Source organism: Streptomyces sp. NBC_01808, from assembly GCF_035917395.1.
Classification (GTDB): Bacteria; Actinomycetota; Actinomycetes; order Streptomycetales; family Streptomycetaceae; genus Streptomyces.
In genome coordinates, this window is the sequence record NZ_CP109072.1 from 2,397,674 (window position 1) to 2,424,672 (window position 26,999).

At 71.4% G+C, this 26,999-nt stretch carries 25 protein-coding genes; 12 read left to right on the plus strand and 13 right to left on the minus strand.

All coding sequences use genetic code 11. The annotated features are described in order from the left end of the window. The first annotated feature begins 25 nt into the window (after positions 1–25). On the plus strand, positions 26–2,068 hold the full coding sequence (locus OG946_RS10160) for an amylo-alpha-1,6-glucosidase (RefSeq protein WP_326795809.1): 2,043 nt from the start codon (positions 26–28) through the stop codon (positions 2,066–2,068). Between the two features lie 52 nt (positions 2,069–2,120). Here OG946_RS10160 and OG946_RS10165 read toward each other — a convergent pair whose 3' ends face one another. Both OG946_RS10165 and OG946_RS10170 read right to left on the minus strand, forming a co-directional pair. Then, positions 2,121–3,377, minus strand: a complete 1,257-nt coding sequence (locus OG946_RS10165; protein ID WP_326795810.1) for a discoidin domain-containing protein — start codon at positions 3,375–3,377, stop codon at positions 2,121–2,123. 195 nt (positions 3,378–3,572) lie between these two features. Next, on the minus strand, positions 3,573–7,112 hold the full coding sequence (locus OG946_RS10170) for a chondroitinase-B domain-containing protein (protein ID WP_326795811.1): 3,540 nt from the start codon (positions 7,110–7,112) through the stop codon (positions 3,573–3,575). A 345-nt stretch (positions 7,113–7,457) separates the two neighbouring features. Between OG946_RS10170 and OG946_RS10175 the strand changes: the two genes are divergently transcribed. Further along, complete coding sequence (locus OG946_RS10175; protein ID WP_326795812.1) at positions 7,458–8,024, plus strand: dihydrofolate reductase family protein; 567 nt, start codon at positions 7,458–7,460, stop codon at positions 8,022–8,024. Here the strand turns inward: OG946_RS10175 and OG946_RS10180 are convergent. The 7 genes from OG946_RS10180 to OG946_RS10210 form a co-directional block, all read right to left on the minus strand. Continuing rightward, positions 8,021–8,497 (minus strand): NUDIX hydrolase, encoded by a 477-nt coding sequence (locus OG946_RS10180; protein WP_326795813.1) that lies wholly within the window; start codon positions 8,495–8,497, stop codon positions 8,021–8,023. The genes OG946_RS10175 and OG946_RS10180 overlap by 4 nt on opposite strands. A gap of 116 nt (positions 8,498–8,613) precedes the next feature. Continuing rightward, positions 8,614–9,744, minus strand: coding sequence for a tRNA dihydrouridine synthase DusB (gene dusB, locus OG946_RS10185; protein WP_326795814.1), 1,131 nt, complete (start codon positions 9,742–9,744; stop codon positions 8,614–8,616). Between the two features lie 100 nt (positions 9,745–9,844). Then, the gene (locus OG946_RS10190; protein ID WP_326795815.1) at positions 9,845–10,444 is read right to left on the minus strand and encodes a hypothetical protein; all 600 of its coding nucleotides are present in this window, start codon (positions 10,442–10,444) and stop codon (positions 9,845–9,847) included. Then, positions 10,441–11,247 carry a hypothetical protein gene (locus OG946_RS10195; RefSeq protein ID WP_326795816.1) on the minus strand — a complete coding sequence of 269 codons (807 nt, stop codon included), beginning with the start codon at positions 11,245–11,247 and terminating at the stop codon, positions 10,441–10,443. The genes OG946_RS10190 and OG946_RS10195 overlap by 4 nt, the downstream gene beginning before the upstream one ends. Then, complete coding sequence (locus OG946_RS10200; RefSeq protein ID WP_326795817.1) at positions 11,240–11,731, minus strand: hypothetical protein; 492 nt, start codon at positions 11,729–11,731, stop codon at positions 11,240–11,242. The genes OG946_RS10195 and OG946_RS10200 overlap by 8 nt, the downstream gene beginning before the upstream one ends. A gap of 53 nt (positions 11,732–11,784) precedes the next feature. After that, the gene (locus OG946_RS10205; RefSeq protein ID WP_326795818.1) at positions 11,785–13,137 is read right to left on the minus strand and encodes a putative T7SS-secreted protein; all 1,353 of its coding nucleotides are present in this window, start codon (positions 13,135–13,137) and stop codon (positions 11,785–11,787) included. 5 nt (positions 13,138–13,142) lie between these two features. Then, positions 13,143–13,412, minus strand: a complete 270-nt coding sequence (locus tag OG946_RS10210) for a hypothetical protein (protein ID WP_240662078.1) — start codon at positions 13,410–13,412, stop codon at positions 13,143–13,145. A 120-nt stretch (positions 13,413–13,532) separates the two neighbouring features. Here OG946_RS10210 and OG946_RS10215 point away from each other — a divergent pair, with 120 nt between their 5' ends. Together OG946_RS10215 and OG946_RS10220 are read left to right on the plus strand one after the other, a co-directional pair. After that, positions 13,533–14,363, plus strand: a complete 831-nt coding sequence (locus OG946_RS10215; RefSeq protein WP_326795819.1) for a helix-turn-helix domain-containing protein — start codon at positions 13,533–13,535, stop codon at positions 14,361–14,363. Beyond that, positions 14,360–14,599, plus strand: a complete 240-nt coding sequence (locus tag OG946_RS10220; RefSeq protein WP_326795820.1) for a DUF397 domain-containing protein — start codon at positions 14,360–14,362, stop codon at positions 14,597–14,599. The genes OG946_RS10215 and OG946_RS10220 overlap by 4 nt, the downstream gene beginning before the upstream one ends. A 7-nt stretch (positions 14,600–14,606) precedes the next feature. Here OG946_RS10220 and OG946_RS10225 read toward each other — a convergent pair whose 3' ends face one another. Continuing rightward, positions 14,607–16,349, minus strand: coding sequence for a serine/threonine-protein kinase (locus tag OG946_RS10225; protein ID WP_326795821.1), 1,743 nt, complete (start codon positions 16,347–16,349; stop codon positions 14,607–14,609). A 116-nt stretch (positions 16,350–16,465) separates the two neighbouring features. Between OG946_RS10225 and OG946_RS10230 the strand changes: the two genes are divergently transcribed. Together OG946_RS10230 and OG946_RS10235 are read left to right on the plus strand one after the other, a co-directional pair. Next, positions 16,466–16,735, plus strand: coding sequence for a hypothetical protein (locus OG946_RS10230; RefSeq protein ID WP_326795822.1), 270 nt, complete (start codon positions 16,466–16,468; stop codon positions 16,733–16,735). A 118-nt stretch (positions 16,736–16,853) separates the two neighbouring features. After that, on the plus strand, positions 16,854–17,477 hold the full coding sequence (locus OG946_RS10235; protein ID WP_326795823.1) for a hypothetical protein: 624 nt from the start codon (positions 16,854–16,856) through the stop codon (positions 17,475–17,477). Between the two features lie 93 nt (positions 17,478–17,570). Here the strand turns inward: OG946_RS10235 and OG946_RS10240 are convergent, their stop codons facing one another. Then, complete coding sequence (locus tag OG946_RS10240; RefSeq protein ID WP_326795824.1) at positions 17,571–18,710, minus strand: MBL fold metallo-hydrolase; 1,140 nt, start codon at positions 18,708–18,710, stop codon at positions 17,571–17,573. 213 nt (positions 18,711–18,923) lie between these two features. Here OG946_RS10240 and OG946_RS10245 point away from each other — a divergent pair, with 213 nt between their 5' ends. The 3 genes from OG946_RS10245 to OG946_RS10255 all read left to right on the plus strand — a co-directional run bounded on the left by OG946_RS10245 (position 18,924) and on the right by OG946_RS10255 (position 22,190). Then, positions 18,924–20,126, plus strand: a complete 1,203-nt coding sequence (locus tag OG946_RS10245) for an IS110 family transposase (RefSeq protein ID WP_326795825.1) — start codon at positions 18,924–18,926, stop codon at positions 20,124–20,126. A 132-nt stretch (positions 20,127–20,258) separates the two neighbouring features. Then, the gene (locus OG946_RS10250; protein ID WP_326795826.1) at positions 20,259–21,296 is read left to right on the plus strand and encodes an aldo/keto reductase; all 1,038 of its coding nucleotides are present in this window, start codon (positions 20,259–20,261) and stop codon (positions 21,294–21,296) included. 189 nt (positions 21,297–21,485) lie between these two features. Further along, a complete protein-coding gene (locus tag OG946_RS10255) occupies positions 21,486–22,190 on the plus strand; it encodes a TetR/AcrR family transcriptional regulator (RefSeq protein WP_326795827.1) in 705 nt (234 codons plus the stop codon). Between the two features lie 8 nt (positions 22,191–22,198). Here the strand turns inward: OG946_RS10255 and OG946_RS10260 are convergent, their stop codons facing one another. Both OG946_RS10260 and OG946_RS10265 read right to left on the minus strand, forming a co-directional pair. Then, complete coding sequence (locus OG946_RS10260) at positions 22,199–22,435, minus strand: hypothetical protein (protein WP_326795828.1); 237 nt, start codon at positions 22,433–22,435, stop codon at positions 22,199–22,201. A gap of 257 nt (positions 22,436–22,692) precedes the next feature. Continuing rightward, positions 22,693–24,075 carry a glycine--tRNA ligase gene (locus OG946_RS10265; protein ID WP_326795829.1) on the minus strand — a complete coding sequence of 461 codons (1,383 nt, stop codon included), beginning with the start codon at positions 24,073–24,075 and terminating at the stop codon, positions 22,693–22,695. 187 nt (positions 24,076–24,262) lie between these two features. Here OG946_RS10265 and OG946_RS10270 point away from each other — a divergent pair, with 187 nt between their 5' ends. The 3 genes from OG946_RS10270 to OG946_RS10280 are packed head-to-tail and all read left to right on the plus strand — an operon-like array spanning position 24,263 to position 26,993. Then, positions 24,263–25,285, plus strand: coding sequence for a metal ABC transporter substrate-binding protein (locus OG946_RS10270; protein WP_326795830.1), 1,023 nt, complete (start codon positions 24,263–24,265; stop codon positions 25,283–25,285). Next, complete coding sequence (locus OG946_RS10275) at positions 25,282–26,082, plus strand: metal ABC transporter ATP-binding protein (protein WP_326795831.1); 801 nt, start codon at positions 25,282–25,284, stop codon at positions 26,080–26,082. Before OG946_RS10270 ends, OG946_RS10275 begins: the two co-directional genes overlap by 4 nt. Further along, the gene (locus OG946_RS10280; protein WP_326800199.1) at positions 26,082–26,993 is read left to right on the plus strand and encodes a metal ABC transporter permease; all 912 of its coding nucleotides are present in this window, start codon (positions 26,082–26,084) and stop codon (positions 26,991–26,993) included. The genes OG946_RS10275 and OG946_RS10280 overlap by 1 nt, the downstream gene beginning before the upstream one ends. Positions 26,994–26,999: the final 6 nt, after the last annotated feature.

Below are 26,999 nucleotides of genomic sequence, written 5' to 3' on the forward strand. Positions count from 1 at the left end.
ACACCTCGCCGAGGGAGGCGCTCGCATGAGCGGCGCGGAACACCGTCTTCTCTTCCACGGCGGAGCGTTCGCCGCGATGACCCGCGCCGGGGACATCACCGGCGCCCGGGGCACGCAGCCGGACGGCTTCTTCCTCGGGGACACCCGGCATCTGAGCCGCTGGCAGTTGACGGTGGACGGCGCGGTCCCGACCCTGCTGGTCGCGGAGCCGGCCGCGGCCGTCCTCGTACCGCCCACGGGCCGCGACGAGCCGCCGCCGCACACGGTCTTCCGCGAGCAGCGCGTCGAGGGCGGAGCGCTGGTCGACGTCCTGCGCGTCACCTGCAACCGCGCGGAGCCGGAGAAGCTGTGGCTCGCGCTGACGGTGGACGCGGACTTCGCCGACCAGTTCGAGTTACGGGCCGACCACCGCGTCTACGGCAAGCCGCACGCGGTACGGGCCCGGGAGGTGCTGCCGGCGGGCGTGGAGTTCCGCTACCGCCGCGGCGGCTGGCAGGCCAGGACCACGGTCACGGCGGAGCCGCCGCCGGATGCGGTGGAAGAGACGGGGAGCGGCGCACGACGCCTGGTGTGGCACCTGAAACTGGAGCCGTACGAGACCACGGAACTGACACTCCGTGCCGCGGCCTGGCCGGGAGCGGGCCCGCGACCGACGGCGGAGCCGGCGACGGAGCCGGGGACGGCGACGGGGACGGCGACGGGGATAGCGGCGGAGGACCTCGCCGCGGAGGCAGCGGCCCGCCGGGCCGCCACGGGCGCCGGTACCCCGGCCACGGGAACGGAGGCGGCGGAGGCAACAGTCGGCGCGCCCCCGCCCCCCGCGGAAGCCGCCCCCTGGCCGGACCTCGCCCGGGCCGCCGAGCAGGGCCTCGCCGACCTCGACGGGCTCCTCGTCCCCGCCGCGGGACCCGGCGGCGAACAGGTACGGGTGCCGGCGGCCGGGGTGCCGTGGTACCTGGCGCTCGTGGGCCGGCACGCGCTCGTGACGTCGCTGTTCGCGCTCCGCCACCGCCCCGCGCTCGCCCGCGCCACGCTCCTCGCGCTCGCCGCGACCCAGGCCGGGGAGGCGGACGGCGAGCCGGGGAAGATCGTGCACGAGGTGCGCCACGGCGAGTTGGCCCACTTCGGGCAGGTGCCGTACGGGCGCTACTACGGGGCCGTCGACACCACCCCGCTGTTCCTCGTCCTCCTCGGCGCACTCACCGAGCACACCGGCGACGACGAGCCGGCCCGCCGCCTGGAGCCGCAGGCCCGCGCAGCGGTGGAGTGGATGTTCCGCGACGGCGGCCTCGGCGACTCCGGCTACCTGCGCCACCGCGCCGACGACGGCGCGGGCACGGGACCGGCGAACCAGAGCTGGCGCGACTCCCCCGGCGCCCTCTGCGCCGCCGACGGCACCCGCGTCACCGGCGCCCTCGCGCCCGCCGCCCCCCAGGGCTACGCCTACGCCGCCCTCGTCCACGCCGCCCGCCTCGCCACCACCGTCTGGGCCGACCCGCGGCTCGCCGACCGCCTCACCGCCGCCGCCGGCGACCTCCGCGCCCGCTTCCTCACCGACTTCTGGCTCTCCGCCCAGGACTTCCCCGCCCTGGCCCTCGACGGCGCGGGCCGCCCCGCCGACACGCTGGCCTCCGACGCCGGGCACCTGCTGTGGTCCGGGCTGCTGGATCCCGACCGGGCGAGGCGGGTGGGACGGCGGCTGCTGGAGCCGGACTTCTTCTCGGGCTGGGGGGTGCGGAGCGTAGCCGCGGGGCAGGGGGCGTACCACCCGATGGCGTACCACCGCGGCAGCGTCTGGCCGCACGACAACGCGATCCTGACGCTGGGCCTGGCCCGCTACGGCCTCCGCGAGGAGGCCCGCACCGTGGCGAGGGCCCTCACCGACCTGGCGACCCACACCGCGGGCCGCCTCCCGGAGGCCACGGCCGGCTACCCCCGCACCACCCAGCCCATCCCGGTCCCCTTCCCGCACGCCTGCTCCCCGCAGTCGTGGTCGGCGGCCACCCCCCTGGCCCTGCTCACCGCCCTCACGACGGCGGAGGACCGGACGGGGGGTCTGCCGTCGTGAGGGCGGTGATCCGTCAGGCGGGCCCTTCGCCCGGGGTGATGGACATGCCGACCTACCCGTAGTCCGGGCCGACGTGGTTGTCGCCGTAGAACTTCACGCCGGTCGAGGCCGAGGTGACTTCCATGACCCGGGTCGAGGAGCCCACGAACTCGTTGCGGGTGATCGACACGTCGTCCGGCCCGTCCAGCTTGATGGACTGGTTCCAGCTGTCGCCCATCTCGTTGTCCGCGACGATCCAGTTCTTCATGCCGTCGGTGTTGCCGCCCGAGTTCCCGCCGCGGCCGTAGTCCTCGGCCATCAGCCACTGGTGGATGCTGGGGACGCTGTTCTCGCGGTCCGGGTTGGCCGGGCCGACGGCCTTGTTGCCGCGTATCTGCACGTCGTCACTGGCGATGGGGTGCGAGCTTGACACCCACGTCTGGATGAAGTCGGTGTGGCTGTCGCCCGGGTCGCCGGTCACGAAGTCGATGGCGGTGTTGTAGAGGATCTTGTGCCGGTTGCCGAAGAACGTGATGGCGTTCAGGTCGCCGGGGCCTTCGACGCCCTTGATGTCGTTGTTCTGGATGGTCACGTTGGTGTTGTCGTCGGAGTAGATGCCGTACTGCTGCTCGGCGTCGACCCGGCAGTTCTGTATCACCACGTTGTCGGCGTCGATCAGGACGCCGCCGCGGATGGTGTTGCCCTGGCAGTCGTAGACCTTGGGCGCGGCGGCGGTGCCGCCGGATTCGATCTCGAACCGGGAATCCTGGTCCGGAACGAGAATCGCACCCGGCGGAGTCGCCACGCCGCCGACGCCGAGAGACTGCCCGGGGGGCTGCGGATCGCCACCGGGCTCCCCGGACACGGCCGCCTCCGTGATGCTCGTCCACTTGGACGAGTCGGAGGAGTCGTTGCCGTGCCCGACGATCCGTACGTAGCGGGCGGACCCGCCGGCGAAGTCGTACGTCTCCAGGCTGCGCGTGGTGCCGCTGCTGGTTTCCCGGGACAGCACGGTCGACCACGCCGAGCCGTCCTGGGAGAGCTGGACGTCGAACGTCGTCCGCCGGCTGTCCCCGACGTACCAGGCCAGCGATACCGAGTCGACGGTGGTGACCGAGCCGAGGTCGAAGCGGATCCAGACCCCGTCACCGGCGCCGGACCACCGGGTGGACAGGTCGCCGTCGACCGCGTTGGCCGGCACGTTGCCGTCGTGGGAGCTGGCCGTCGCCGCGGTGATGGGCAGCGTCGCCGCCGATGCCGTGGGGCCGAGCAGGGCCACCGAGCCGAGCGCCGTGCACGCGCACAGCGCGGCGGTCAGCAGGCGTCTCACCGATGCGCCTTTGCGCTTTGTCGTACCCGTCCGGCGGAGCCGGTGGGCGACTGGGGGACGTAGGGGGGCGTTCAGATCGTTCACGTGCGTCTCCTTGGAGTACGGGAGGGGAGGGCGCCCGTGCCGGACCGGAGTGTCCGGCACGACGGGCACGACCGGTGGCGGCTGAAGCCGCCACCGGTCGTGTGGCACGTCCTACGCGGAGCCGGGGCCGACGTCGCCCGCGGTGAGGGGCGCTCGCGTGACGGCGGACGACGCCCGCTCGTCGGCTCCGACGTCGACGGCGCCGGTGCGGGCCTGGCCGTCCATGTCGTCGGTCACGAACGGGTGGTCGTCTGTGCCGGCGTCGATGGCCGGGCTTCCCGCGCCGATCCGGTGCACCGGCCCGTCGGGGGCCAGCAGCGGATCGACCGCCCTGACGGCGTCGGAGGGCACGCTGACGCCGATGGTCGCCGATCCGGTCGGCCACGCGATGTTGCCGGCGTAGGTCATGTCCACCGGCGCCTTGCGTTCGTTGAACAGCTTGCCGCTGCCTCCTGTGACCACGTTGTCGGCGACGACCGAGTCGACCGGCGCGAGGCTGTAGTTGGCGCCGACCTCGATGTTCGACACGTTGTTCACGAAGGTGTTGTTCACGACGGTCGCCCGGTAGACGCGCCAGTGCGCGTTCAGCGCGCCCGAGGTGTCGACGTCGCCGCCGTCGATCTGCAGCGCGGCGTCGAAGCCGGTGCCGGTCAGGCCCTCGAAGTAGTTGTTGTAGATCTTGTGGTCCTGGCCGTAGATCCGGATTCCCCCGGTTCCCGCCTTCCCCTCGCCGAGGAAGAAGTTGCCGTAGAAGGAGCCGCGGTTCCCGTGCCGCTGTGACAGCACGCCCTGCGAGGTGCGGAACGTGTTGTGGCGGACGATGTTGTCGTTGCTCTTCACGGAGACGATCTCCGGATCACCGTCGCAGTTCTCGAAGAGATTCGACTCGATGACGGTGAATCCGCTCGACCGGGATATCTCACTCCAGCCGACCCGGATGGCTTCCATCTCGTTCGCCGCACGCGGGCCGATGTTGCGGAAGTGGTTGTTGTCGATGAGGTCGTGCTGCGACTGCTGGGTTGCGGATCCGTCGATGGTGATGAAGTTTCCCAGTTGGTGCTTTTCCTCGAACAGGTTGTGATCGATCCGGTTGTGGTGGCTGTTCGCACCCTGGATGATCACCCACTTCAGCGAGGATTCCTCGGTCAGCCGGAAGTGGTTGCGGGTCAGGCGCACATTGTTCGATCCTGTGATCTTCAGCGTGTCACTGTTCGTCCACTTCAGACCCTCGAAGGTGACGTACGAGGAGTCGGCCACCTCCAACTGCCCGTCCGCGACCTCCGCCTGCCCGCGGTTCTCCGCGACGACGGTGATGGGCTCGTCGGCGGTCCCGTTCTTCCCGCTCATCTTGCCGATCGTGTACCGGCCGTCCGCGAGCACGATACGGTCCCCGGCCCGCGCGTCCCCCATCGCGTCCTGCAACTGGTCCGAGTCGGCGACCTCGACGGTACGGCCGGGGCCGGGATCGCCGGGATCACCGCCGTCGCCGCCGTCGGCCCCGTGGACGGTCGTCTCGGTGATGCTGGTCCAGTCGTTGGAGGTGTTGCCGTGGCCGACGATGCGCAGATACCGGGCGGAGGTGTCGGCGAAGTCGTAGTCCTGCGGCTGGAGCGTGGTCCCGCTGCTGGTTTCTCGTGTCAGGACCGGTCTCCACGACGATCCGTCGTCGGACACCTCGACGTCGAAGGTGTTCTTCCTGGTGTTGCCCTGGTGCCAGGCGATCGACGCCGAGCCGATCGTCTGCGCCGAGCCGAGGTCGTAGCGGATCCACACCCCCTCGCCCTGGGCGGACCAGCGGGTGCTCAGATCGTTGTCGAGGGTGTTGGCGGGCACGTTGCCGTCATCGGCGCTCGCCGAGACTCCCGTGACCGTCACCGGAGCGCCAGGAGAGCCCCCTTCCGACGTGACCGGGTACGTCCTGACCCAGTCGACCTCGAACACCGCCGGGCGCAGACCGCTGTCGCCGGTGAAGTTGTCGAGCTGAATGGTGAGGTTCCCCAGCGGCATCTTCTGGATGTCCCCGCGGTCGGAGTTCGCGCCGTCCGCCAGCCGGAACCATTCGACACCGTCGACATAGCCGACCAGCTCGTCCGGCGTCCACTCGAACGCGAAGTTGTGCCACTCCGTCATGTCCACGGGGCAGAGCTCGCGGTATTCCTTCTCGTCCGACGGGCTCTCCGGGTAGTGCAGGAACGCCGAGAGACACTGCGCGTCGGGGTTCGAGTACTCGACCCAGTCGTACTCCCCGTTCTTGAGCCGGTCACCGGCCGTGGGCCAGATCAGGTGCAGGGGATGGTAGAGCCCGCCGGAAGAGCCGGTGTTCCGCGAGCGTGAGCGGATTTCCCAGCGGCCGTACTGCATGTCACGGTTCTGCCTGATCCATCCCGTGTCGCCGTTCGCCTCACCGCGCATGCTGAGTATTCCGTCGGCGACGGTGCTGTTCTTCCCGCACCGGCGGCCGTTCCCGGCGTGCCCTTCCCAGCACTGGGCGGTGCCACCGACGGTGCCCGACGGTACGTCCCACTTCTCCGGGTCGACCGGTCCTGTGTAGTCGAACTCGTCCGAGATCGGCAGCGGTTCACCCCAGCCGTACCGCTCGGCCGCCTGCGTCGGGTCCTCGGTTTCCTGACCGTCGTCGTGCGTGACGCTCAGCCCGTAGATCTCGACCTGGCCGTAGTTGTCGTCGCTGCACGGCGACGAGCGCTCGCAGTTGGCCTGGGTGTACGCGCCCGCCTTGAAGTAGCCGCCGGAGAAGTCCTCCGAGAGCGTGGTCTGCAGGACGCCGTTGTAGTAGGCCTTGATTTCGCCGTCGCTGACCACGAACTTCGCCTCGAACGGCGTGCCCAGCTCGTAGTCGTCTGTCACCAGCTTGTGATTGCTGTCCTCGGGAGAGGTGACGTAGAGCTTGCTGCCTTCCAGACGGAAGACCGACACGTCGTCGTCGGCGTCGTGGATCTGCCCGGCGACGACATGCGGCTTGTCCGCGGGAAGATCCGTGATGGCCTGGTCGATCACCATCGTGTGCGTGCCGGAGGTCGACGACCAGCTCGCCTTGTTCTGCCCCGTCATCTCGCGCAGCTCCGAGCGGGGGTAGCTGGAGCCGCTGGTGGTGACACCGTTGACGGCGGCGCGGAACTGAACGGCATCGCAGTCCGGGGTCGCGGTGAACCAGGGGTCGTTCGCGTACGTGGCGAGTTCCGGCTGTTCGACGTTGGTCGGCGACTCCTCCTCGCCGACCGGCAGCCCGATGTACCAGTTCGTCAGGTCCAGCACGTCGGCCGGGTAGTCACAGGTATCGCCGCCGCCGCCGTCGGCTCCGTAGACGGCTGTCTCGGTGATGCTGGTCCAGTCGTTGGAGGTGTTGCCGTGGCCGACGATGCGCAGATACCGGGCGGAGGTGTCGGCGAAGTCGTAGTCCTGCGGCTGGAGCGTGGTCCCGCTGCTGGTTTCTCGTGTCAGGACCGGTCTCCACGACGATCCGTCGTCGGACACCTCGACGTCGAAGGTGTTCTTCCTGGTGTTGCCCTGGTGCCAGGCGATCGACGCCGAGCCGATCGTCTGCGCCGAGCCGAGGTCGTAGCGGATCCACACCCCCTCGCCCTCCGCGGACCAGCGGGTGCTCAGATCGTTGTCGAGGGTGTTGGCCGCCACGTTCCCGTCGTCGGCACTGGCCAGGACTCCCGCGACCGTTAACCGGGGACCCGCCTCGGCGGACGCGACCGGCTGGTACGTAGCCGAGACTCCGAGGGCTAACAGCCCCACCAGAAGCGCACGATGTATCCGTCTCACAGGGCCTCACTGTCGTTGAAGGGATGACCCGGTCGGGCTCCGGATCCGGGCCACGCTGTCAGACCCCGCCGGGGACCGGTCCCCGGACACCGCACCCGTATCTCGTCAAAGGGCTCCGAGCCGTGCCGCGGCCGTCTCGCGCGTCGCGATGAGTTCTGGGGGGCTCGCCGGTCTTACTGTCGAACCCCTTACCGAGGAGGATGTGCGATGCGCAGCGTGACGTACTCGATGGCCGTTTCGCTCGACGGCTTTGTCACCGGGCCCGACGGCGGCATCGACTGGGGGGCGCCCAGTGAGGAGGTCTTCCGCTTCTCCATCGAGGAGATCAAGGACGTCGGCGTTCATCTGATGGGCCGGCGGCTCTACGAGACGATGCTCTACTGGGAGACCGCCGCGCAGGACCCCTCCTCCCTCAGCGAGGCGGAGCGGGAGTGGACCACGTTGTGGAACCCGCTGCCCAAGGTGGTGTTCTCCCACATGCTGACGGCGGTCGAGGGCAACGCGCGGCTGGCCTCCGGAGGGCTGGCCGAGGAGATCGCGCGGCTGCGGGAGGAGCCGGGTGAGGGGGACATCGCGATCGGCGGGGCGACGCTCGCCGCCCAGGCGGCGGAGCTGGGGCTGATCGACGAGTACCGGATCAGGGTGAACCCGGTGCTGCTCGGCGGCGGCACGCCGTTCTTCGCCCGTATCGAGCGCCAGGTGGACCTCGAACTGGTGGAGACCCGCACCTTCGACAGCGGCGTCGTCTACCTCCACCACCGCGTACGCCGCTAACCGCCCGCTGGACTGCTCCAGGGGCCGCCGGGGGCGAGGTCGGCGAGGACGGCCTGCAAGTGCGGGGGTTCGAGCGGGTCCGGGAGGGCGGGGATGTCGGGCCAGGCGATCCAGGCGTGGCCGGCGAGGGTGACCTGCTCGTCGGGGAGGAGACCGGTGCGGCGCAGCGGGGGCCGGTCGTCGGGGTAGCGGGCGGGGAAGAAGTGCTCGGTGCCCGCGAAGTGGGTGCCCTTCCAGTGGAAGTCGCGCGCGACGGGCACGCCCCGCTCCGCCACGGCGGCGGGGTCGAGCCCGGTCTCCTCGGCGAGTTCGCGCCGCGCGGCGGCGAGCGGCGTCTCGTCCGGCTCGATGCCGCCGCCGGGCGGCTCCCAGATCAGGGCACCGTCGAAGGGGTCGCGCCAGCGCAGCAGCAGTATGCGCTGGGCGGCGTCGAGGCAGATGACCCGCGCGGCGGGCCGATGGGTCGTATCCACCGCCCCGAGGCTAGCCCCGGGGGTCACGGACCGGGAGCGCCGGGCACAGCGCAGGAGGCGGGAGTCCGGGGTCCCGGCCCCCGGTTTCGGGACGGGGCGGGGTCGGGGCCCCCGCCTCAGCCTCCCGACGTGTCCAGTTCCGCCGCCGCGTCGACCTGCGCGCACTCGTACGGGTCCGCCAGCCAGCCTTCCGGCAGCACCACCTTGTTCCGCCCCGCCGTGCGCCCCCGCGGCCCCTCCGCGCCCTCCGGCCACGGCTGGTCCAGGTCCAGGGTGCCCAGCAGGTCGTCCAGCTCCGCCAGCGTGCCCGCCATCGCCATCCGGTGCCGCAGCTCCTTGCCGACCGAGAAGCCCTTCGTGTACCACGGCACGTGCTTGCGGAAGTCGATGACGCCCCGCCGCTCGTCGCCGAGCCACTGCCCCAGCAGCTCCGCGTGCCGCAGCATCACCCCCGCGACCTCCTTCAGCGTCGGCCGCGCGGACGGCTCGGACGACCCGTCGAACGCCGCCACCAGGTCGCCGAAGAGCCACGGCCGCCCCAGGCAGCCGCGCCCGACCACCACCCCGTCGCACCCCGTCTCGCGCACCATCCGCAGCGCGTCGGCCGCCGACCAGATGTCACCGTTGCCCAGCACCGGGATCTCCGGCACATGCTCCTTCAGCCGGGCGATCGCATCCCAGTCCGCGGTGCCGCCGTAGTGCTGCGCGGCAGTGCGGCCGTGCAGCGCGATCGCCGTCACGCCCTCCTCGACGGCGATCCGGCCCGCGTCCAGGTACGTCAGGTGGTCGTCGTCGATGCCCTTGCGCATCTTCATCGTCACCGGCAGGTCCCCGGCGCCGGCCACCGCCTCGCGGAGGATCGCCCGCAGCAGGTTCCGCTTGTACGGGAGCGCCGAGCCGCCGCCCTTGCGGGTCACCTTCGGGACGGGGCAGCCGAAGTTGAGGTCGATGTGGTCGGCGAGGTCCTCGTCGGCGATCATGCGGGCCGCGCGCCCGGTGTACACCGGGTCCACCCCGTAGAGCTGGATCGACCGCGGCCTCTCCGTGCCGTCGAAGTGGACGAGCCGCATCGTCTTGGCGTCCCGCTCCACCAGCGCCCGCGTCGTGATCATCTCGCTGACGAACAGGCCCCGGCCGCCGGAGAACTCCCGGCACAGCGTGCGGAACGGCGCGTTCGTGATTCCCGCCATGGGCGCGAGCACCACGGGCGGGGAGACGGTGTGCGGGCCGATCTGCAGCTCGGACATGCGGCGGGCTACCTCGTTGCGTACGGGGACGGACCGTCCATTGTCCCTCACCGCGGGCAGGACCGCGTACGCGCCAGGTCACGCGGCCCGTCAGCGCTCCTCAGCGGTCCTCGTCGCGCCGGACCCGTACCGCCAGCGCCAGCTCGTCCATGTCCTGCGCCGCCGCCGCGAGCCGCCCCACGTCGGAGCTGAGGGCGCGGACCAGGACGTCCACGCCGTGCGGCTCGGAGCGGAACGCGTAGTTCAGCGAGCAGCCGAGCGTGCCGTCGGCCTGGTCGGTGAAGTAGCGCATGGCCCGCAGCCCGTTTCCCAGGTGCGGGTGGCGGAACAGCTCCACGATCGGCGCCTCCACCGCCTCGGCGTCCATCGACCGCACCAGCTCACGCAGCCGGTCGTTGCGCTCCCCCGCCGTCGCCAGCCCCCACACCGCCAGCGGCACCGGCGCCTGCCGCGGGTCCGGCATGTACAGGTACAGGTCCTGGCCGGGGAAGACCGTGCCCGCGCGGGTCGCGAACTCCAGCAGCGCGTCCCGCAGCCGCGCCACCTCCTCCTCGTCGCCCGGCTCGACGTCCGCGAGCGTCCACCACGCCTCCGCGAACGCCTCCGCCCACTCCGCGGGCCCGGGCCACGGCATGCCCTCCCACTGCTGCGGCACCCACAGCCACTTGGCGTCGTCGTAGTCGACCTCGATCCAGCTCACCGGCTGCTCCTCGTCCAGCGAAAGGTGGTCATCAGGGCGTCGAACAGCTCGACCAGCACGTCCGCGAACTGCCCCTTCGGATCGCCGTCCGCGAGCGTACTGAACCCCACCGTCACCCACCGGGTGTCGTCCTCGGGGACCGCCAGCACGTAGTCGACGCGCCGCGAAGCGTACTCGCCGCCCTCGTCGCCGGAGCCGCGCGCGACCCGCTCGTTGCGGTAGCCGACGGATCCGTCGACGGCCGCGGGCTGCGACTTCTCCGCGTCGGCGAGCAGCCGGGCGAGGATCAGCGACGGGTCGGCGCCCGTGGCCAGGGTGATCTCGGAGACGACGAACGACGCGGCGACCGTCACGCCGTGCATCTGCTCTACGGGGAGGTAGAGGTCGAGGCCGCCGCTCTTGCGGGCGTCGGCGGCGGCCTTGCGCAGCCGCCGTACCAGCTCCAGGCGCACCGGGGGTATCCGGTCGCGCGGCATGTCGTCGGGCAGGTCGGCGACGGCCTCGTCGACGATCCGCATGATCGCCTCGTCCGTGCCGTCGCGCAGGGGGATGCGGGACCAGTTGGGCGGCAGCACGAGGGTGTAGCCGACGGCGGCGCCCTCGTCCCGGTCCACTACGGACTTGTCTGTACGGTCGGTGCGCGCGGCGCGCTCGGGCGTTTCCGTACGCTCGGGCCGTTGCGGCTGTTCCGTACGCTCGGCGCCCTCCGCCCGTTCCGTACGCGCCGGTCCTTCAGCCCGTTCCGTGGGCTCCGGCCGCCCCGGCCGCTTGCCGTAATCGATGCGTCCCGCCTGCTCAGCCACCGCCTGCTCCCCCGCTCTCCCTCTTACGCCGCTTCTTCTCCGCATGGTGCGCCCGCACCCGCGCGTCCCGCTCCCGCCGCTCCCGCCGGCGCCGCCGCTCCGCCCGGTCCGTACGCACCGCGGACACCACCCCCGTCACCAGCGCCACCCCCGGCACCGCGACCAGCGCCACGGGCCCCGTGAAGTACGCGGCGATCATCAGCAGCACCGCCCCGAAGACGGCGGTGACCTCCAGTTCGCCGTCGCCCACGTTCCGTACCGCCGCCGTGACGACCGACCACACCAGCACCGCAACGGCCGCGCACAGCAGCCCCCGCTCGACCCAGGCCATCGCGTCGGCAGTCCCGTCGAAGAGGGCCGCCAGCGCGACGAGCACCGCCCCGGCCGCCAGCGGCACCAGCACCGCGGCGCGGGCGGCCACCAGCAGCGGCCCGTCGGCGCGCCCCCGCGCGGACGGGGTGGTGCGGCGGGGCAGGAAGACCATGGCTCCTCTTCACGTCGGGTGCCCGGCCTCCGGGCGTTACGGCGCCGGCTGCCTCACCACGTCGAGCCGATCGGCGCCTTCCAGGTGTCGCCCTTCCAGTCGTTGTACGAGTCGTTGAACGGCTTGAAGGGCAGCATGTCGCTGCTGCCGAACGCCTTGTCGCCGAGGTCGACGATCGTACCGCCCCAGGCAGCGCCCAGAGAGGCCGAGTACGCGGCCCCCGCCTTCGCCGCCGTACCGCCGCCGACCAGGCCGGGGAACCGGTCCGAGATCCGCCCGATGTTGCGCATCATGGACAGGCCCTCGGTGTCGCCCATGTTCAGGATCTTGCCCAGGCGCCCCACCGACGGCAGGTTCTGCGGCACGCTCGTCGCCTGCCGCCGCGCCTGCGCCTTCAGCGCGTCGATCTGCGCACGGGCCGCGCGCTTCGCCCCGGCACTCGCCGTACGGCTGCTGAGCACCCGGCCCAGCGCCTGCCGCTGCGCGGACGACCGGGCGAGGTTCTGGGCGACCTGCTGCGAACGGGCCCCGGTCGCCGCCGTCTTCGCCAGCGCGTTGGTGCCCTTCAGGGCGGCCATCCCGGCGCGGCCGAGCCCCATGGTCAGCAGCCCGATGGAGTCGACCAGCACGTCCATCCAGCTCGCGTTGCCCGTGGCCGCGAGCAGGGCTCTGCCCCCGACCACCAGCAATCCCGCGATCAGCAGGAACGCCACCACGTTCAGGCCCGGGATGAACAGCGAGATGATCGCCACCGCGGTGGCGATCCAGCTGATGACATCGATGACGATCTTGATGATGTCCGCGTACTTGTCGACGAAGTCCTTGACGTTGTCCCACCAACTGTCCTTGACATCGTCATCGATGGACTTCTTGATCCGCCCGGCCGCCGTATCCGCGTCGCTGTCCCGCGCGGACGTCGCCCGCCCGAGCATCCGGCGCGCCTCTTCCAACTCCCCCTCGGCCGCCCCGTACGCCTTCTCCCGCCGCTTGTCCGCTTCCTTCTCGTCGTCAGTGGGCTCCGGCGCGTCCGGCGGGGACGCCTGGTCCGGCGGCTTGTTCTGCGCCATCGTCCCGGCAGCGCTCTCCGCCTTCCTCAGCGCCCGCTCCGCGGCCTTCTGCGCCTCGTCCAGATCACCCGCCCACGAGGACAGATGCCCGGCGACCTCCTTGTACCGCCCGGAGGTCTTCTCCATCTTCCCGGCCAGATCGGTGGCGGCGCTGCGCAGCTTGTCGGCGTACTTGCCCTTCAGGGCGCCGTCCTTGCCGATGTCGCGCAGCTTGCCGACCTGCGACTCGATCGTCTCGCCGATCTTCTTCAGCCGGGCAGCCTCATCCCGGATGTCCTCGACGTTCCCCGGCACGGGATCGGAGTCGGCGAGCGGCTGCCAGTCGGTGGGGCGGGCCATGTCCGTCACTCACCCTTGCATTCCTGCTCAAGCTTCTTGTCCGTCTTCAGGAACGACTGATGGACGCTGCTCGCCATCTCGCCGACGGACTTCACGGACTCCAGCACCTCTTTGCGGTGCCGGTCCCAGTTGGTGGTGAAATCCTCCATCGCATCCGCGACGGTGCCGGATCCCCATATTCCGCGCAGTTGCTCCTGATGGTCCTCGCAGCTCTCGAACTCCCGCTTCACGATGCCGAGATCACGCTCGATCACCTGAAGGCGTTCGTAGTCCACGCACAGATCGCCCATGTTCGTCCCCCTGAGGTCTTACGTCGCTGGCGGCAGGGTACCGGCGGTCGTACAACCGCGCATGTATCGACTTCGTACGGCACATGAGCCACTACCTTCGGTCACATGAAACAGACACGACGGCCGGATCCCTACGACTCACCACGCACGTTCTACGGAGCGGAGTTGCGCCGACTGCGCGAAGATGCCGGATTCTCACAAGAACGGCTCAGTGAGCGGGTGTTCTGCTCACCGGCGTACATCGCGCACTTCGAGAGCTGTGTGCGACTGCCGCAGGAGGAGATCTCGAAGCTGCTGGACGACCTCTTCGGTACGGGGGAGCACCTGCAACGGCTCTGCCTGTTGGCGCGGAGGAGTTCGTATCCGGACTACTTCACGGATGCGGCGGACCTGGAGACGGTCGCGACGCACCTGCACGACCATGCCCCGCTGCTGGTCCCCGGTCTGCTTCAGACACGGGACTACGCCCGCGCACTCAACCGGGCGACCCAACCGCTTGCGCGCGACGAGGCGATTGAAGTTCGCGTGCAGCGCCGCATGGAACGCCAGCGCCTGCTCGAAAACCCGGACCAACCGGCAGTGTGGACGGTTCTCCACGAGGCTGTGCTCCGCACGCCGTTCGGCGGGCCCACGGTGATGGCGGATCAGCTACGCCACATCGTGTCGCTGGCCCGCAGCCACCGCATCATCGTGCAGGTACTTCCGTTCGCCGCAGCAGCCCACACCTTCATGAACGGCATGGCGCGGATCATGACCTTCGCGGAAGGACCTTCCATGGTGTACGTGGAAAGCGCCTACAGCGGCGCCCTCATCGACGATCCGGCCCTGGTACGGAACTACCGTGCGTCCTACGATCTGGTCAGGGCCGCTGCCCTGTCACCGACGGCGTCCCTGGAGCTGATGGAATCGGTGGCGGAGGACTATGGGAGATCATGATCACCTGGCGTAAATCGTCGTACAGCAACGGCGATGGTGGCGAATGTGTCGAGATCGGCGCATGGCACAAGTCTTCATACAGCAACGGCGAAGGCGGCGACTGCGTCGAGATCGGGGAGGGTATCCCCGATCTCGTCCCCGTCCGTGACAGCAAGGACCCCGACGGTCCCAAACTCCTCTTCAGCACCGCAGGTTGGACCGCATTCCTCGCCGCCGTGAAGAACGACGAGTTCTAGCCCGAACTCAACCCCGCAGCGCACCCCACGTGTCGGGGCCCACCTGGCCGTCGACGGCCAGGCCCTCGTCGCCCTGGAACTTCTTCACCGCCGCCTCCGTCTTCGGGCCGAACACCCCGTCGACGCCGTCCGAGCCGAGGTCGTAGCCGCGGGCGTGGAGGATGCACTGGAGCTGCACCACGCGTTCGCCGGAGTCGCCGTTCTGCGTGAGGGCCGTGCCGGAGTAGTACGTGCAGGAGTCCCACGGGTCCGCGGGGGGCGCCGAGGTCGTCGGCCCGTTCGTCGGCTTCGCCGAGGTCGCGTCGGGGCGCGAGGGCTTGGGGGTGGGGTCGGTGGTCTTGCCGGGGGTTTCGGTCGGCTGCGAGGTGCCTGCGGCGGAGGGGCTCGGGGACGGGGAGGCGGACTCCTTGCCGTCCTCCTTCTCCTCGGACGGCTGCATTTTTCCCCGCTGTGCGCCGTCCTCGGCCGGGGCGCTCGAACTCCGGTCCGCCCCCGCGGCGTTCGCGTCGTCGCCGTCGTCGGAGCCCACCCATCCCGGCACCGTGAACGCGGCCGCCGTCACGGCCGCCACCGCGACCGCCGCGCCGGCCAGCACCAAGGGGCGGCGGCGCCGCGACGGTCGGTGCCCGGGGGAGGTCTCCGCCGAGCCGGGAGGGGTCTGCCCGTACGGGGTAGCTTGCCCCTGCGGCTGCCCGCCCCGGCCGTACGGGGCGGCTCCCGCGAAGCCCGCCGACGGGTTCAGGGCCTCCGGCGGCATCGACGGCGTCTGCGACTCCGGCGCGGGCCCGAACCCGCCCGCCCCCGCACCCGTACCGGCGCCCGTACCGACACCGGGACCCGTACCGCCGCCGCTCGCGGCAATCGGGCCGCCCAGGCGCATCGTCTCCGCCGGGTCCGGCAGCGGCTGGCCCGCCGCCACCGCCGCCAGCAGCCGGCCCGCGCGCAGCGCGTCCGCGCGGCGGTCCGGGTCCTTGTCCATCAACTCCCGCAGCGCACCGGTCAGCGCGCCCGCGCGCTGCGGCTCCGGCAGCGGGTCCACGACGATCGCGCTGATCGTCGACCACGTGGACGAGCGGCGGAACGGCGACATGCCCTCGACCGCCGCGTACAGCGTCACGCCCAGGGACCACACGTCCGACGGCGGCCCCGGCAGGTCGCCACGGGCGCGCTCCGGCGACAGGTAGTCGATGGAACCGACCATTTCGCCGGGGGCGGTCAGCCGCGTGGTGCCGTCGTCGCCCGGGTCGTCCATCGCGGCGATGCCGAAGTCGGTGAGGACGACGCGGCCGCTGCGCGCCAGCAGGATGTTCGCCGGCTTGACGTCGCGGTGCAGGACGCCGGCCCGGTGGGCGGCGGCCAGCGCGTCGACGACCTTCGCGCCGATACCGGCGGCCTCCGCGGGGTCCAGCACGCCCCGTTCACGGATGACGTCGTCCAGCGACGGTCCTTCGACCAGCTCCATGACGATCAGCGGCCGGCCCTCGTGCTCCGTGACGTCGTGCACGGCGATCACGCCCGGGTGGTCGACACGGGCCGCGGCCCGCGCCTCCCGCTGCATCCTTAACCGCAGCTCGCCCGCGTCATGCCCTGCTCCCTCGCCGAACGCCCGCAGCTCCTTCACCGCGACCTCGCGGCCCAGGACCTCGTCCACGGCACGCCACACCGTGCCCATGCCGCCCCGGCCGAGCTGCCCCACCACGCGATACCGCCCGGCGAGCCGCCGGCCGGCTCCCGCTTCGCTCTCCCCCACAGCCGCCCTCTGCCGTTCGGTGCCCGCACCGTGTCCGATGCGCGCACTGTGTCCATGCTTCGGGAGGCAGCCTAACGGGCCCGGGTGACAATAGAGTCGGATGCGCCAGCCGGGGCGTGGAGTACCCGGCGATACGGGGGCGGGGTACGCCCCCGTACGCCCCCGGCTCACTTCCCCACGCCCCCGTCCCCGGCTCCAACCTCGGCCCCGGCACCGGCACCGGCACCGGCACCGGCACCGGCACCGGCCAAGTCCTCCGCATCACGACCCGCGCCACGACCGCCCTGGGCCGCAAAGCCTTCACCAAGGCCCACGAAGAGGGCCAGACCACGCCCCTGACGGCCTACCCGGCAACGCTCCCCGCCGCACCCCCCCCGGCCGCGTAACGGCACCTGCCCTCAAGGCACTTACCCCGCTCCGCGGCCTCCCGCCCCCCGGACGCAGAAGGTAACGTCGGTCGTGCGGTCACCATGCGAGCTGTCCACGCCTCGACGAGGAGGAACGATGGACCAGCGACCATCACTCGACGACCAGCGGTGGACGGTCACCTACGCCATCCGGCAGGGCGATCAGGCAATCGCCCGCGGCGACTGGGCCCTTGCCCTGGACCACTACCGGAGTGCCAACGCCCCCGCGCTCAAGGTCGCCCAGACCGGAGGAGCCGACCGGGACCACGCGGTGCTGGGGTCCGTCTACTACAACCTGGCCGAACTCCACGTCCGTACCGGCGACATCGCCACCGGCTGGCTCACCGCGCTCCAGGCCTGCAAGGTGTACGGCCGGCTGGACCCCACGCGCGCCCGGCCCAGCGCCGTGCGCTCCTGCGTGAGCGGCACGAACCGGGGCCGGGCCGAGGAGCGGGTCGCCCTCAACGCCGACGCCCGGTCCCGCTACGTCCTGCTCTGCGCGGGCCTCGTGGACAAGGTCGGGTCGCACGCGCTGCGCGCGGACGTCGGCGACAGCCCGCTCGACCGGGTCACCGACCTCGCCAGAGTGATCAAACGGATCGGTGAACCCGCCGTGCGCACGTACGAGGAACTGGTCAGGCACGGCCAGAACTACACCCGGTTCGACGTCAGCCGTACCCGCTCACGCATCGTCCAGGCCCGAACCGTCCTCGGCACCTGACCGACGACGTCTGCCAACCGCCGCCGCAGTGGCGCGGTGGCCCAGGAGGGCGGGGGCGATCGCCACCGCCCCCGGTCCTGGCCCGGTGCCCGCTTACTGCTCCGTCGCCGGGCTCGGCTTCGCCGGGGCCTGGCGGCCGCCCCCCGGCTGGGGGGTGCGCTCGGGGGCGGCGATCTCCTGCCACCACGGGGTCGTCGGCAGCGTCTGGGCCGACGGCTCGAAGGGCTCGCCCGGGCGGGGGATCGCCGCGCGGACGTCCGCCGCCGTCGCCGCGGCGGCGGTGCGCTCCGCGGGCTCCTCCCAGCGGTGCGGGGCGAGGTTGAACGTGCCCCAGTGGATCGGCAGCAGCACCCCGCCGCGCAGGTCGAGATGGGCCCGTACGCCCTCCTCCGGGGTCATGTGGATGTCCGGCCAGTACTCGCTGTACGCACCGATCTGCACCATCGCCGCGTCGAACGGGCCGTGTTCCGCGCCGATGCCGGCGAAGCCGGGGAAGTAGCCGGTGTCGCCGCTGTGGAACACCCGGTGCTCCGGGCCGCGCACGGACCAGGACGCCCACAGCGTGCGCTGCTTGTTGCGGATGCCCCGGCCGCAGAAATGGCGGGCGGGCGTCGCGGTGAGGGTCAGGCCCGCGGCCTCGGTGGATTCGTTCCAGTCCAGTTCCGCGATGCGGTCCTGCGGCACTCCCCAGCGCTCCAGGTGCGCGCCGACGCCGAGGGGCACGGCGAAGAGCACGTCGGGGGCGACCGCCTTGCGGAGTTCGCGGACGGTGGACATGTCGAGGTGGTCGTAGTGGTCGTGGGAGATGACGACCGCGTCGAGCGGGCCGAGTTCGCCGAGCGGCAGCGGTACGCGGTGGAAGCGGCGCGGGCCGGCGAAGGAGAACGGCGAACAGCGCTCGCCGAAGACCGGGTCGAAGAGGACCCGGCGGCCGTCGATCTCGGCGAGGACGGTGGCGTGGCCGAGCCAGGTCAGGCGCAGCCCGTCGGCGGGCGGGGCGGACAGGTCGGGGCGCTGCACGGGGATGGGGCCCGCGGGTTTGCGGCCGTCGCGGCGGAGCAGGGCGCGGAACATCTCGCCGCGGGAACCGCCGCCGGGCTGCGGGCCGATGCCTGCGGGGACGGGGTTGCGGAACGCGCCGGCCTCCGGGTCGTAGTTCGGCGAGTTGAGAATCCGCGCCAGCCGGGCACCAGCCGGCTCGGCACCGAACGACGCGGGGCGAACTCGACGCATGGGCTACTCCGTAAGTTGTTGGGCGGCCCGGGAGGGCCGGATGTGGCTTATGGGTTCTTGCCTTCAGTGGCTTCCAAGGAGTGGCCGTCCGGTTCTCCGGGGCGCCCTGGCTGCTGATTGAGATGTGCGCGCTGTGTGCGGTCGCTGATTACGGAGATGACAGCGGGGTGTTCCTCGGGCCGGCGGCATGCTGTACGGAACGAGGAGGGGCGAGTGAGTAAGCGACAGGTCCGGGTCTGGGCCGGTATCGACGCGGGCAAGGGCCATCACTGGGCCGCGGTGGTCGACGACACCGGCGCCACGCTGTGGTCGAAGAAGATCGACAACGACGAGTCCGCGATCCTGACCGCGCTGGGGGAGATCCTCGGCCTGGCGGACGAGGTCTGCTGGGCGGTGGACATTGCCGGCACGTCCTCCGCGCTGCTGCTGGCTCTGCTCGCCGCCCACGGCCAGCGGGCCGTCTACGTGCCCGGCCGCACGGTCAACCGCATGGCCGGGGCTTACCGGGGCGAGGCCAAGACCGACGCCCGTGACGCCTACGTCATCGCCGAAACCGCCCGCCACCGCCGGGACTTCGCCACGATCGACGTGCCCGCGCAGCTGGCCGCCGACCTCGCACTGCTGACCGCCCACCGCGCCGACCTGGTCGCCGACCGGGTGCGGATGATCAACCGGCTCCGCGACATGCTGACCGGCGTCTTCCCCGCGCTGGAACGGGCCTTCGACTACTCCGCCCACAAAGGTGCGCTGGTCCTGCTGACGGGCTACCAGACACCGGCCGCGATCCGGCGCCGTGGCCGGGCGAGACTGACGGCCTGGCTGGCCAACCGCAGCGTGCGCGGCGCCGACGCCGTTGCCGCGACCGCACTGGATGCCGCCCAGGCACAGCAGACCGCGCTGCCCGGCGAGGACGTCGCCGCTCAGCTCGTCGCCGACCTGGCCACGCAGATCCTGGCCCTGGACGACCGGCTCAAGCAGATCGACAAGCAGATCCGTGAGGTGTTCCGCAGCCACCCCCAAGCCGAGATCATCGAGTCCCTGCCCGGCATGGGCCCGATCCTCGGCGCCGAGTTCATCGTCGCCGCCGGCGACCTGACCGCCTACACCGACGCCGGCCACCTCGCCTCCGCAGCCGGCCTCGTGCCCGTCCCACGCGACTCCGGCCGGCGCACCGGCAACATGCACCGGCCCAAGCGCTACAGCCGCCGCCTGCGACGGGTGTTCTACCTCTCCGCGCAGACCAGCATCATCCGCGAAGGCCCGAACCGGGACTTCTACCTCAAGAAGCGCGGCGAAGGCTGCAAACACGTCCAGGCCGTCATCGCCCTGGCCCGCCGACGCGCCAGCGTCTTGTGGGCACTCCTGCGCGACAACCGAGCATTCACCCCCGCCCCGCCGGCCACGCAGACGGCTTGACTTCATCATTGAGACTCCTTGGTCTCGGACTGTGGGGTCAACGGCGGCGGGGACGACGGTGTTCCGGATCACGTGAGAATGTAGCGCTGACAGATTTTGACATCTGTCATCCGTCATTCCATACTTGTCATCATGACTTCGATCCCGACTCGCTCCCTCGGCACCACCGGCCCCCGCGTCTCCGCCCTCGGCCTCGGCTGCATGGGCATGTCCGCGCTCTACGGGCCCGTCGACCGCAAGGAGTCCATCGCCACCATCCACGCCGCCCTCGACGCCGGCGTGACCCTCCTCGACACCGGCGACTTCTACGGCATGGGCCACAACGAGCTGCTCATCCGCGACGCCCTCGCCGCCCGCCCCGGCAGCCGCGACCAGGCCGTCGTCAGCGTCAAGTTCGGCGCCCTGCGCGACCCCGCCGGCGGCTTCCTCGGCTACGACGGCCGGCCCGCCGCCGTGAAGAACTTCGCCGCGTACTCGCTGCAGCGCCTCGGCACCGACCACATCGACGTCTACCGGCTCGCCCGCCTCGACCCCGATGTGCCCGTCGAGGAGACCGTCGGCGCCGTGCAGGAGCTGATCGACGCCGGCTACGTGCGGCATATCGGCCTCTCCGAGGTGGGCGCGGAGACCGTGCGCCGGGCCGCCGCCACCGCGCCGGTCGCCGATCTCCAGATCGAGTACTCGCTGATCTCCCGCGGCATCGAGGACGAGATCCTGCCCGTCTGCCGCGAGCTGGGTGTCTCCGTCACCGCGTACGGCGTGCTCTCCCGCGGCCTGATCAGCGGGCACATGACCCGCGAGAGCGTGCGCGGGATGGGCGCGCAGGACTTCCGCGCGCACTCCCCGCGGTTCGCCGCCGAGAACATCGACCGGAACCTGGGGCTCGTCGACGCGCTGCGGCGGGTCGCGGACGACAAGGGGGTGACGGTCGCGCAGATCGCCATCGCCTGGGTTTTGGGCCGCGGCGAGGACATCGTGCCGCTCGTCGGCGCCCGGCGCCGGGACCGGCTCGCGGAGTCCCTCGGCGCGCTGGACGTGGTGCTGGACGCGGCGGATCTGGCCGCGATCGAGGAGGCGGTGCCGCCGGGCGCGGCGGCGGGCGAGCGGTATGCGCCGGAGCAGATGGCGATGCTGGACAGCGAGCGGACGAGCGGGAAGTCCGGCGCGTAGCCGGTACGGCCGGCGCGTAGCCGGATGCAGCCCTCAGTCCCTCGGTCCCCCGGGCCGCGGCCCCGCCCCGCCCGCGCCGCTGCCGGGCGGGGCGGCTCCCGGCGGCGGGTGTGTCGTTGTCGGCGGCGGCTGCGAAGCTGGTAGCAGAGCCGACGCCAGTCGGGAGAGCCCGAGAGCCGGAGAGCGCCGATGCCGCCCGAGACCCTGACCCCCGAGCACATCCTCGAAGCCACGGAGGACGTGCTGCGCCGCTATGGCCCGGCGAAGGCCACGGTGGTGGACGTGGCGCGGGTGCTGGGGGTGAGCCACGGCTCGGTGTACCGGCATTTTCCGAGCAAGGCGGCGCTGCACGCGGCGGTGGCGGCGCGGTGGCTGGACCGGACGTCGGCGGCGCTGGAGAAGGTCGCGGCGGAGGAGGGTCCTGCGGATGTGCGGTTGCGGCGGTGGCTGGCGGAGTTGTTCGACGCGAAGCGGCACAAGGCGCATGACGATCCGGAGATGTTCGCGACGTACATGGCGCTGATCGGCGACAGCGGCTCCGCGGGCCGTACGGGCCCGGCCGCGGCCGGGGCTGCGGGAGCGGCGGGTTCTGCGACGGTGGCCGGTGTGGTGGCGCGGCATGTCGCGGAGCTGACGGGGCAGTTGACGCTGATCCTGGAGGACGGGGTGCGTCAGGGGGTGTTGTCGGTGCCGCCGGCCGTGGCGGAGGGGGATGCGGAGGCGACGGCGGTGGCGCAGGCGGCGCGGCGTTCGGTGGAGGGGGTGGCGCGGGCGGTGTTCGATGCGACGCGCCGGTTCCACGATCCGGCGTTCGCGCCGGACTGGGAGGAGCCGGGGGTGGCGGCGGAGTTCGCGCTGGTGGTGGATGTGGTGGTGCGGGGCCTGCGTCCCTGAGACGGGGGCTACGTCCCTGAGGCGGGTGCGGGGCCGGTGTCGGCGGATCCGGTTCCGGCGGAGGCTTCGTGTGCTTCCGCGAGGTGTTCTTCTGCTTTGAGCCAGGGCAGGAACTGGGCGGCTCTGGTCCAGTCGCAGCTTTCGCAGCGGAGTGTGCGCCGGGCGCCGGCGCCGGTGACGTGGACGGTGTGTTCGTGGCCGTCGGGGTCGGTGGCGGTGACCCGGCTGGTGGCCCTCGCGTGCATGGCGCGCCTCCTGCTGCTGCTTGTTCGTGCTGTGCGTGGCTCCTTCTGGCCTGGCGGTGGGGCTCAGTGTGCAGCAAGGGGTCAGCGTGCCGCAGCTTGCTGCACGTTTTCCGTACGGTCTGTGCACGCGGCTTCCGTGCGGTCTGCGCACTGCTTCCGTACGGTCCGGGCACGCGGCTTCCGTACGGTCTGCGCATACGGCGACGGCGCCCCCCGGCCGGGGGGCGCCGTCGCCGTGTGGCCGTGTGGCGGGTGGGTCAGCAGCCGAGGAGGCGGCCGCCGAGGTAGGTGCCGACCTGGTCGAGGGAGACGCGCTCCTGCTTCATGGTGTCGCGTTCGCGGACGGTGACGGCGTTGTCGTCGAGGGTGTCGAAGTCGACGGTGATGCAGTAGGGGGTGCCGATTTCGTCCTGGCGGCGGTAGCGGCGGCCGATGGCGCCGGCGTCGTCGAACTCGATGTTCCAGTGGCCGCGGAGGTCGGCGGCGAGGCCCTTGGCCTTGGGGGAGAGTTCGGGGTTGCGGGAGAGGGGCAGGACGGCGGCCTTGACGGGGGCGAGGCGGGGGTCGAGGCGCATGACGGTGCGCTTTTCCATCTTGCCCTTGGCGTTGGGGGCTTCGTCTTCGACGTAGGCGTCGAGCATGAAGGCGAGCATGGTGCGGCCGACGCCGGCGGCGGGTTCGATGACGAAGGGGGTCCAGCGTTCGCCGGCTTCCTGGTCGAAGAAGGAGAGGTCCTGGCCGGAGGCGGCGGAGTGGGCCTTGAGGTCGAAGTCGGTGCGGTTGGCGATGCCTTCGAGTTCGCCCCACTGGCTGCCGGCGAAGTCGAAGCGGTATTCGATGTCGACGGTGCGCTTGGAGTAGTGGGAGAGCTTGTCCTTGGGGTGCTCGAACCAGCGGAGGTTGGCTTCCTGCATGCCGAGGCCGGTGTACCAGTTCCAGCGCTGCTGCATCCAGTACTCGTGCCAGGTCTCGTCTTCGCCGGGCTTGACGAAGAACTCCATCTCCATCTGCTCGAACTCGCGGGTGCGGAAGATGAAGTTGCCGGGGGTGATCTCGTTGCGGAAGGACTTCCCCGTCTGGGCGATGCCGAAGGGGGGCTTCTTCCGGGAGGAGGTCTGGACCTGCATGAAGTTGGTGAAGATGCCCTGGGCGGTTTCGGGGCGCAGGAAGGTCTCGGAGCCGGCGTCCTGGGTGGGGCCGAGGTGGGTGGAGAGGAGGCCGGAGAACTGCTTGGGTTCGGTGAAGCCGCCCTTGTTGCCGCAGTGGGGGCAGTTGATGTCGGCGAGGCCGCCGGTGGGGGGGTGGCCGTGCTTGGCTTCGTAGGCCTCTTCGAGGTGGTCGGCGCGGAAGCGCTTGTGGCAGGAGGTGCATTCGGTGAGGGGGTCGGTGAAGGTGGCGACGTGACCGGATGCTTCCCAGACCTCGCGGGCGAGGATGACGGAGGAGTCGAGGCCGACGACGTCGTCGCGGGAGGTGACCATGGAGCGCCACCACTGGCGCTTGATGTTCTCCTTGAGCTCTACGCCGAGGGGGCCGTAGTCCCAGGCGGCGCGCTGGCCGCCGTAGATCTCGCTGCACGGGTAGACGAAGCCACGGCGCTTGCTCAGGCTGACGATGGTGTCGATCTTGTCGGCGGCCACGGTGCTCTCTTCATTACGACGACGAAGCGGTGCTCCAGGTTACCGGCGGCGGTGCCCTTGGTTTCAAATCGGGGGGCGGGCGGGGCGGGGGTGCGGGGGGCGGCGGGCCGCCCCGGGGCGGTCGCCGGGTGGGCCGGAGGGTACCGCCCGTAAATATTTTTGACAATCGTTTCCATCTTTGATGAAAATGAGTGTCATGAGAGCTTCCCGCCGGTCCATATCCGGTCTCACCCCCGCCGCCGCCGCGGCGCTGTCCGCGGCCGCGCTGCTGGCCCTGTCCGCCTGCGGCGACGGGGCTTCGGGCACCACGACGGAGGACGGCAGGCTGCGGGTGACCGCGTCGTTCTATCCGATGCAGTTCCTGGCCGAGGAGATAGGCGGCGAGAACGCGGAGGTCTCGACGCTGACGAAGCCGGGGACGGAGCCGCACGATCTGGAGCTGAGCCCGCGGCAGACCGGGGACCTGGCGGACGCGGGGCTGATCGTCTACCTGAAGGACATGCAGCCGGCGGTGGACGAGGCCATCGAGCAGTCGGGCGCGGAGCATGTCGTGGAGGCGTCGGAGTTCACGTCGCTGGAGAAGCACGGCGGCGAGGAGGACGGCGACGGCCACGCGGAGGAGGACGGGGGCCACGCGGAGGAGGAGGCCGACGGCGGCCACGAGGGGCACGACCACGGCGGCGAGGAGGGGACGGATCCGCACATCTGGCTGGACCCGGTGCGGTACGCGGAGGTCGCCGAGGGCGTCGGCAAGGCGATGGCGGAGGCGGACCCGGGCCACGCGAAGGCGTACGAGAAGAACGCCGCGGAGCTGGCGGACCGGCTGCGGCAGTTGGACGGGAAGTTCGCCGCGGGGCTGGAGAACCGGCGTACGGACACCTTCATCACGACGCACGCCGCGTTCGGCTACATCGCCGACCGCTACGGCCTGGTGCAGGAGTCGATCAAGGGGCTGAGCCCGGAGTCGGAGCCGAGCGCGGCGCGGATGCAGCAGTTGCAGGACATCGCGGCGGACGACGGGGTGACGACGGTGTTCTTCGAGACGCTGGTCAGCGACGAGACGGCGCGCACCCTCGCGGGTGACCTGGGTCTGGAGACGGATGTGCTCGACCCGATCGAGGGCGTGACGGACAAGTCCAGGGGTGACGACTACTTCGAGATCATGGAGGCGAACCTCGGGGCGCTGCACAAGGCGCTGGGGGCGAAGTGAGCGGGGTGCCGGCGGAGGGAGCGGGCGTGGAGCCGGTGGTGGGTCTGCGCGGTGCGTGCGCGTCGCTGGGCGGGCGCGCGGTGCTGGGCGGGGTGGATCTGGCGGTGGGCCGCGGTGAGGTGGTGGCGCTGCTGGGGGCGAACGGTTCGGGGAAGTCGACGACGGTGCGGGCCGTGGTGGGCCGGGTGCCGCTGACGTCGGGTGAGCTGGAGTTGTTCGGGACGCCGCTGGGGCGGTTCCGTGAGTGGCGGCGGATCGGGTACGTGCCGCAGCGTTCGACGGCGGCGTCGGGGGTGCCGGCGTCGGTGCGGGAGGTGGTGTCGTCGGGGCGGCTGTCGCGGTCGCGGCTGCGGCCGCTGGGGCGGGCGGACCGGGCGGCGGTGGACGGGGCGCTTGAGGTGGTGGGTCTCGGTGACCGGGCGAAGGAGTCGGTGAATCGTTTGTCCGGCGGGCAGCACCAGCGGGTGCTGATCGCGCGGGCGCTGGCGGCGGAGCCGGAGTTGCTGATCATGGACGAGCCGCTGGGCGGGGTGGATCTGCCGAGCCAGCGGATTCTGGCGGAGGCGCTGGCCGGGCAGGTGGAGGGTGGTGCGTCGGTGTTGCTGGTGCTGCACGAGCTGGGGCCGCTGCAGCCGCTGATCGACCGTACGGTCGTGCTGGGCGACGGTCTGGTGGTGCGGGAGTACGGGCGCGGGGAGGCGGACGCGGCGGCGCAGGTGCACGATCTGGCGTGCCATCCGCACCCGGGCGGTGCGGGCGAGCCGGCGGCGGCGGACAGGACGGGGCTGCTGACATGATGCTGGAGTTCCTGGAGCCGCCGTTCATGCAGCGGGCGCTGCTGGCGGCGCTGCTGGTGGGGATCGCGGCGCCGGCGGTGGGCATCTATCTGGTGCAGCGCCGGCAGGCGATCATGGGTGACGGTATCGGGCATGTGGCGCTGACGGGGGTGGCGCTGGGGTTCCTGCTGAACACGAGCCCGGTGTGGACGGCGGTGCTGGTGGCGGCGGCGGGCGCGGTGGCGATGGAGCTGATCCGCTCGTACGGGCACACGCGCGGTGATCTGGCGCTGGCGATGCTCTTCTACGGGGGCATGGCGGGCGGTGTGCTGCTGATCAATCTGGCGCCGAACGGGTCGACGGCGAACCTGACCACGTATCTGTTCGGTTCGGTGACGACGGTGTCGGATTCCGATGTGACGGCGATCCTGTGGCTGTCGGTGTTCGTGCTGCTGGTGACGCTGGGGCTGCGCAGGCAGTTCTTCGCGATCTGCCAGGACGAGGAGTTCGCGAAGGTCACGGGGCTGCCGGTGCGGTCGCTGAATCTGCTGCTTGCGGTGACGGCGGCGGTGACGGTGACGGTGGCGATGCGGGTCGTGGGGCTGCTGCTGGTCAGTGCGCTGATGGTGATTCCGGTGGCGGCGGCGCAGCAGGCGACGCGCGCGTTCGCGGCGACGCTGGCGCTGGCGGTGGCGATGGGGGTGGTGACGACGCTATCGGGGACGGTGTTCTCGTACTACGTGGACGTGCCGCCGGGGGCGACGATCGTACTGTTTGCGCTCGGGCTGTTTTTGCTGGTCATGGCGTTGGCGGTGCCGTTGGCGAAGCTGCGGTCGCGGTCGGGTGGCGGGGCGGTGGCCGGGGCCGGGGGGCCGGTCGCGGCGGGGCCGGGTGCGGGGGCCGGTGAGCGGGTCGGCGGTGGGGCGCGGTGAGGACGG

Bases quoted from the DNA above. Each gene is read 5' to 3' on its own strand.
- OG946_RS10160 (WP_326795809.1), top strand. From the start codon at position 26: ATGAGCGGCGCGGAACACCGTCTTCTCTTCCACGGCGGAGCGTTCGCC.
- OG946_RS10175 (WP_326795812.1), top strand. From the start codon at position 7,458: ATGCGCAGCGTGACGTACTCGATGGCCGTTTCGCTCGACGGCTTTGTC.
- dusB (WP_326795814.1), bottom strand. From the start codon at position 9,744: ATGTCCGAGCTGCAGATCGGCCCGCACACCGTCTCCCCGCCCGTGGTG.
- OG946_RS10200 (WP_326795817.1), bottom strand. From the start codon at position 11,731: ATGGTCTTCCTGCCCCGCCGCACCACCCCGTCCGCGCGGGGGCGCGCC.
- OG946_RS10205 (WP_326795818.1), bottom strand. From the start codon at position 13,137: ATGGCCCGCCCCACCGACTGGCAGCCGCTCGCCGACTCCGATCCCGTG.
- OG946_RS10215 (WP_326795819.1), top strand. From the start codon at position 13,533: ATGAAACAGACACGACGGCCGGATCCCTACGACTCACCACGCACGTTC.
- OG946_RS10220 (WP_326795820.1), top strand. From the start codon at position 14,360: ATGATCACCTGGCGTAAATCGTCGTACAGCAACGGCGATGGTGGCGAA.
- OG946_RS10235 (WP_326795823.1), top strand. From the start codon at position 16,854: ATGGACCAGCGACCATCACTCGACGACCAGCGGTGGACGGTCACCTAC.
- OG946_RS10240 (WP_326795824.1), bottom strand. From the start codon at position 18,710: ATGCGTCGAGTTCGCCCCGCGTCGTTCGGTGCCGAGCCGGCTGGTGCC.
- OG946_RS10250 (WP_326795826.1), top strand. From the start codon at position 20,259: ATGACTTCGATCCCGACTCGCTCCCTCGGCACCACCGGCCCCCGCGTC.
- OG946_RS10255 (WP_326795827.1), top strand. From the start codon at position 21,486: ATGCCGCCCGAGACCCTGACCCCCGAGCACATCCTCGAAGCCACGGAG.
- OG946_RS10260 (WP_326795828.1), bottom strand. From the start codon at position 22,435: ATGCACGCGAGGGCCACCAGCCGGGTCACCGCCACCGACCCCGACGGC.
- OG946_RS10270 (WP_326795830.1), top strand. From the start codon at position 24,263: ATGAGTGTCATGAGAGCTTCCCGCCGGTCCATATCCGGTCTCACCCCC.
- OG946_RS10280 (WP_326800199.1), top strand. From the start codon at position 26,082: ATGCTGGAGTTCCTGGAGCCGCCGTTCATGCAGCGGGCGCTGCTGGCG.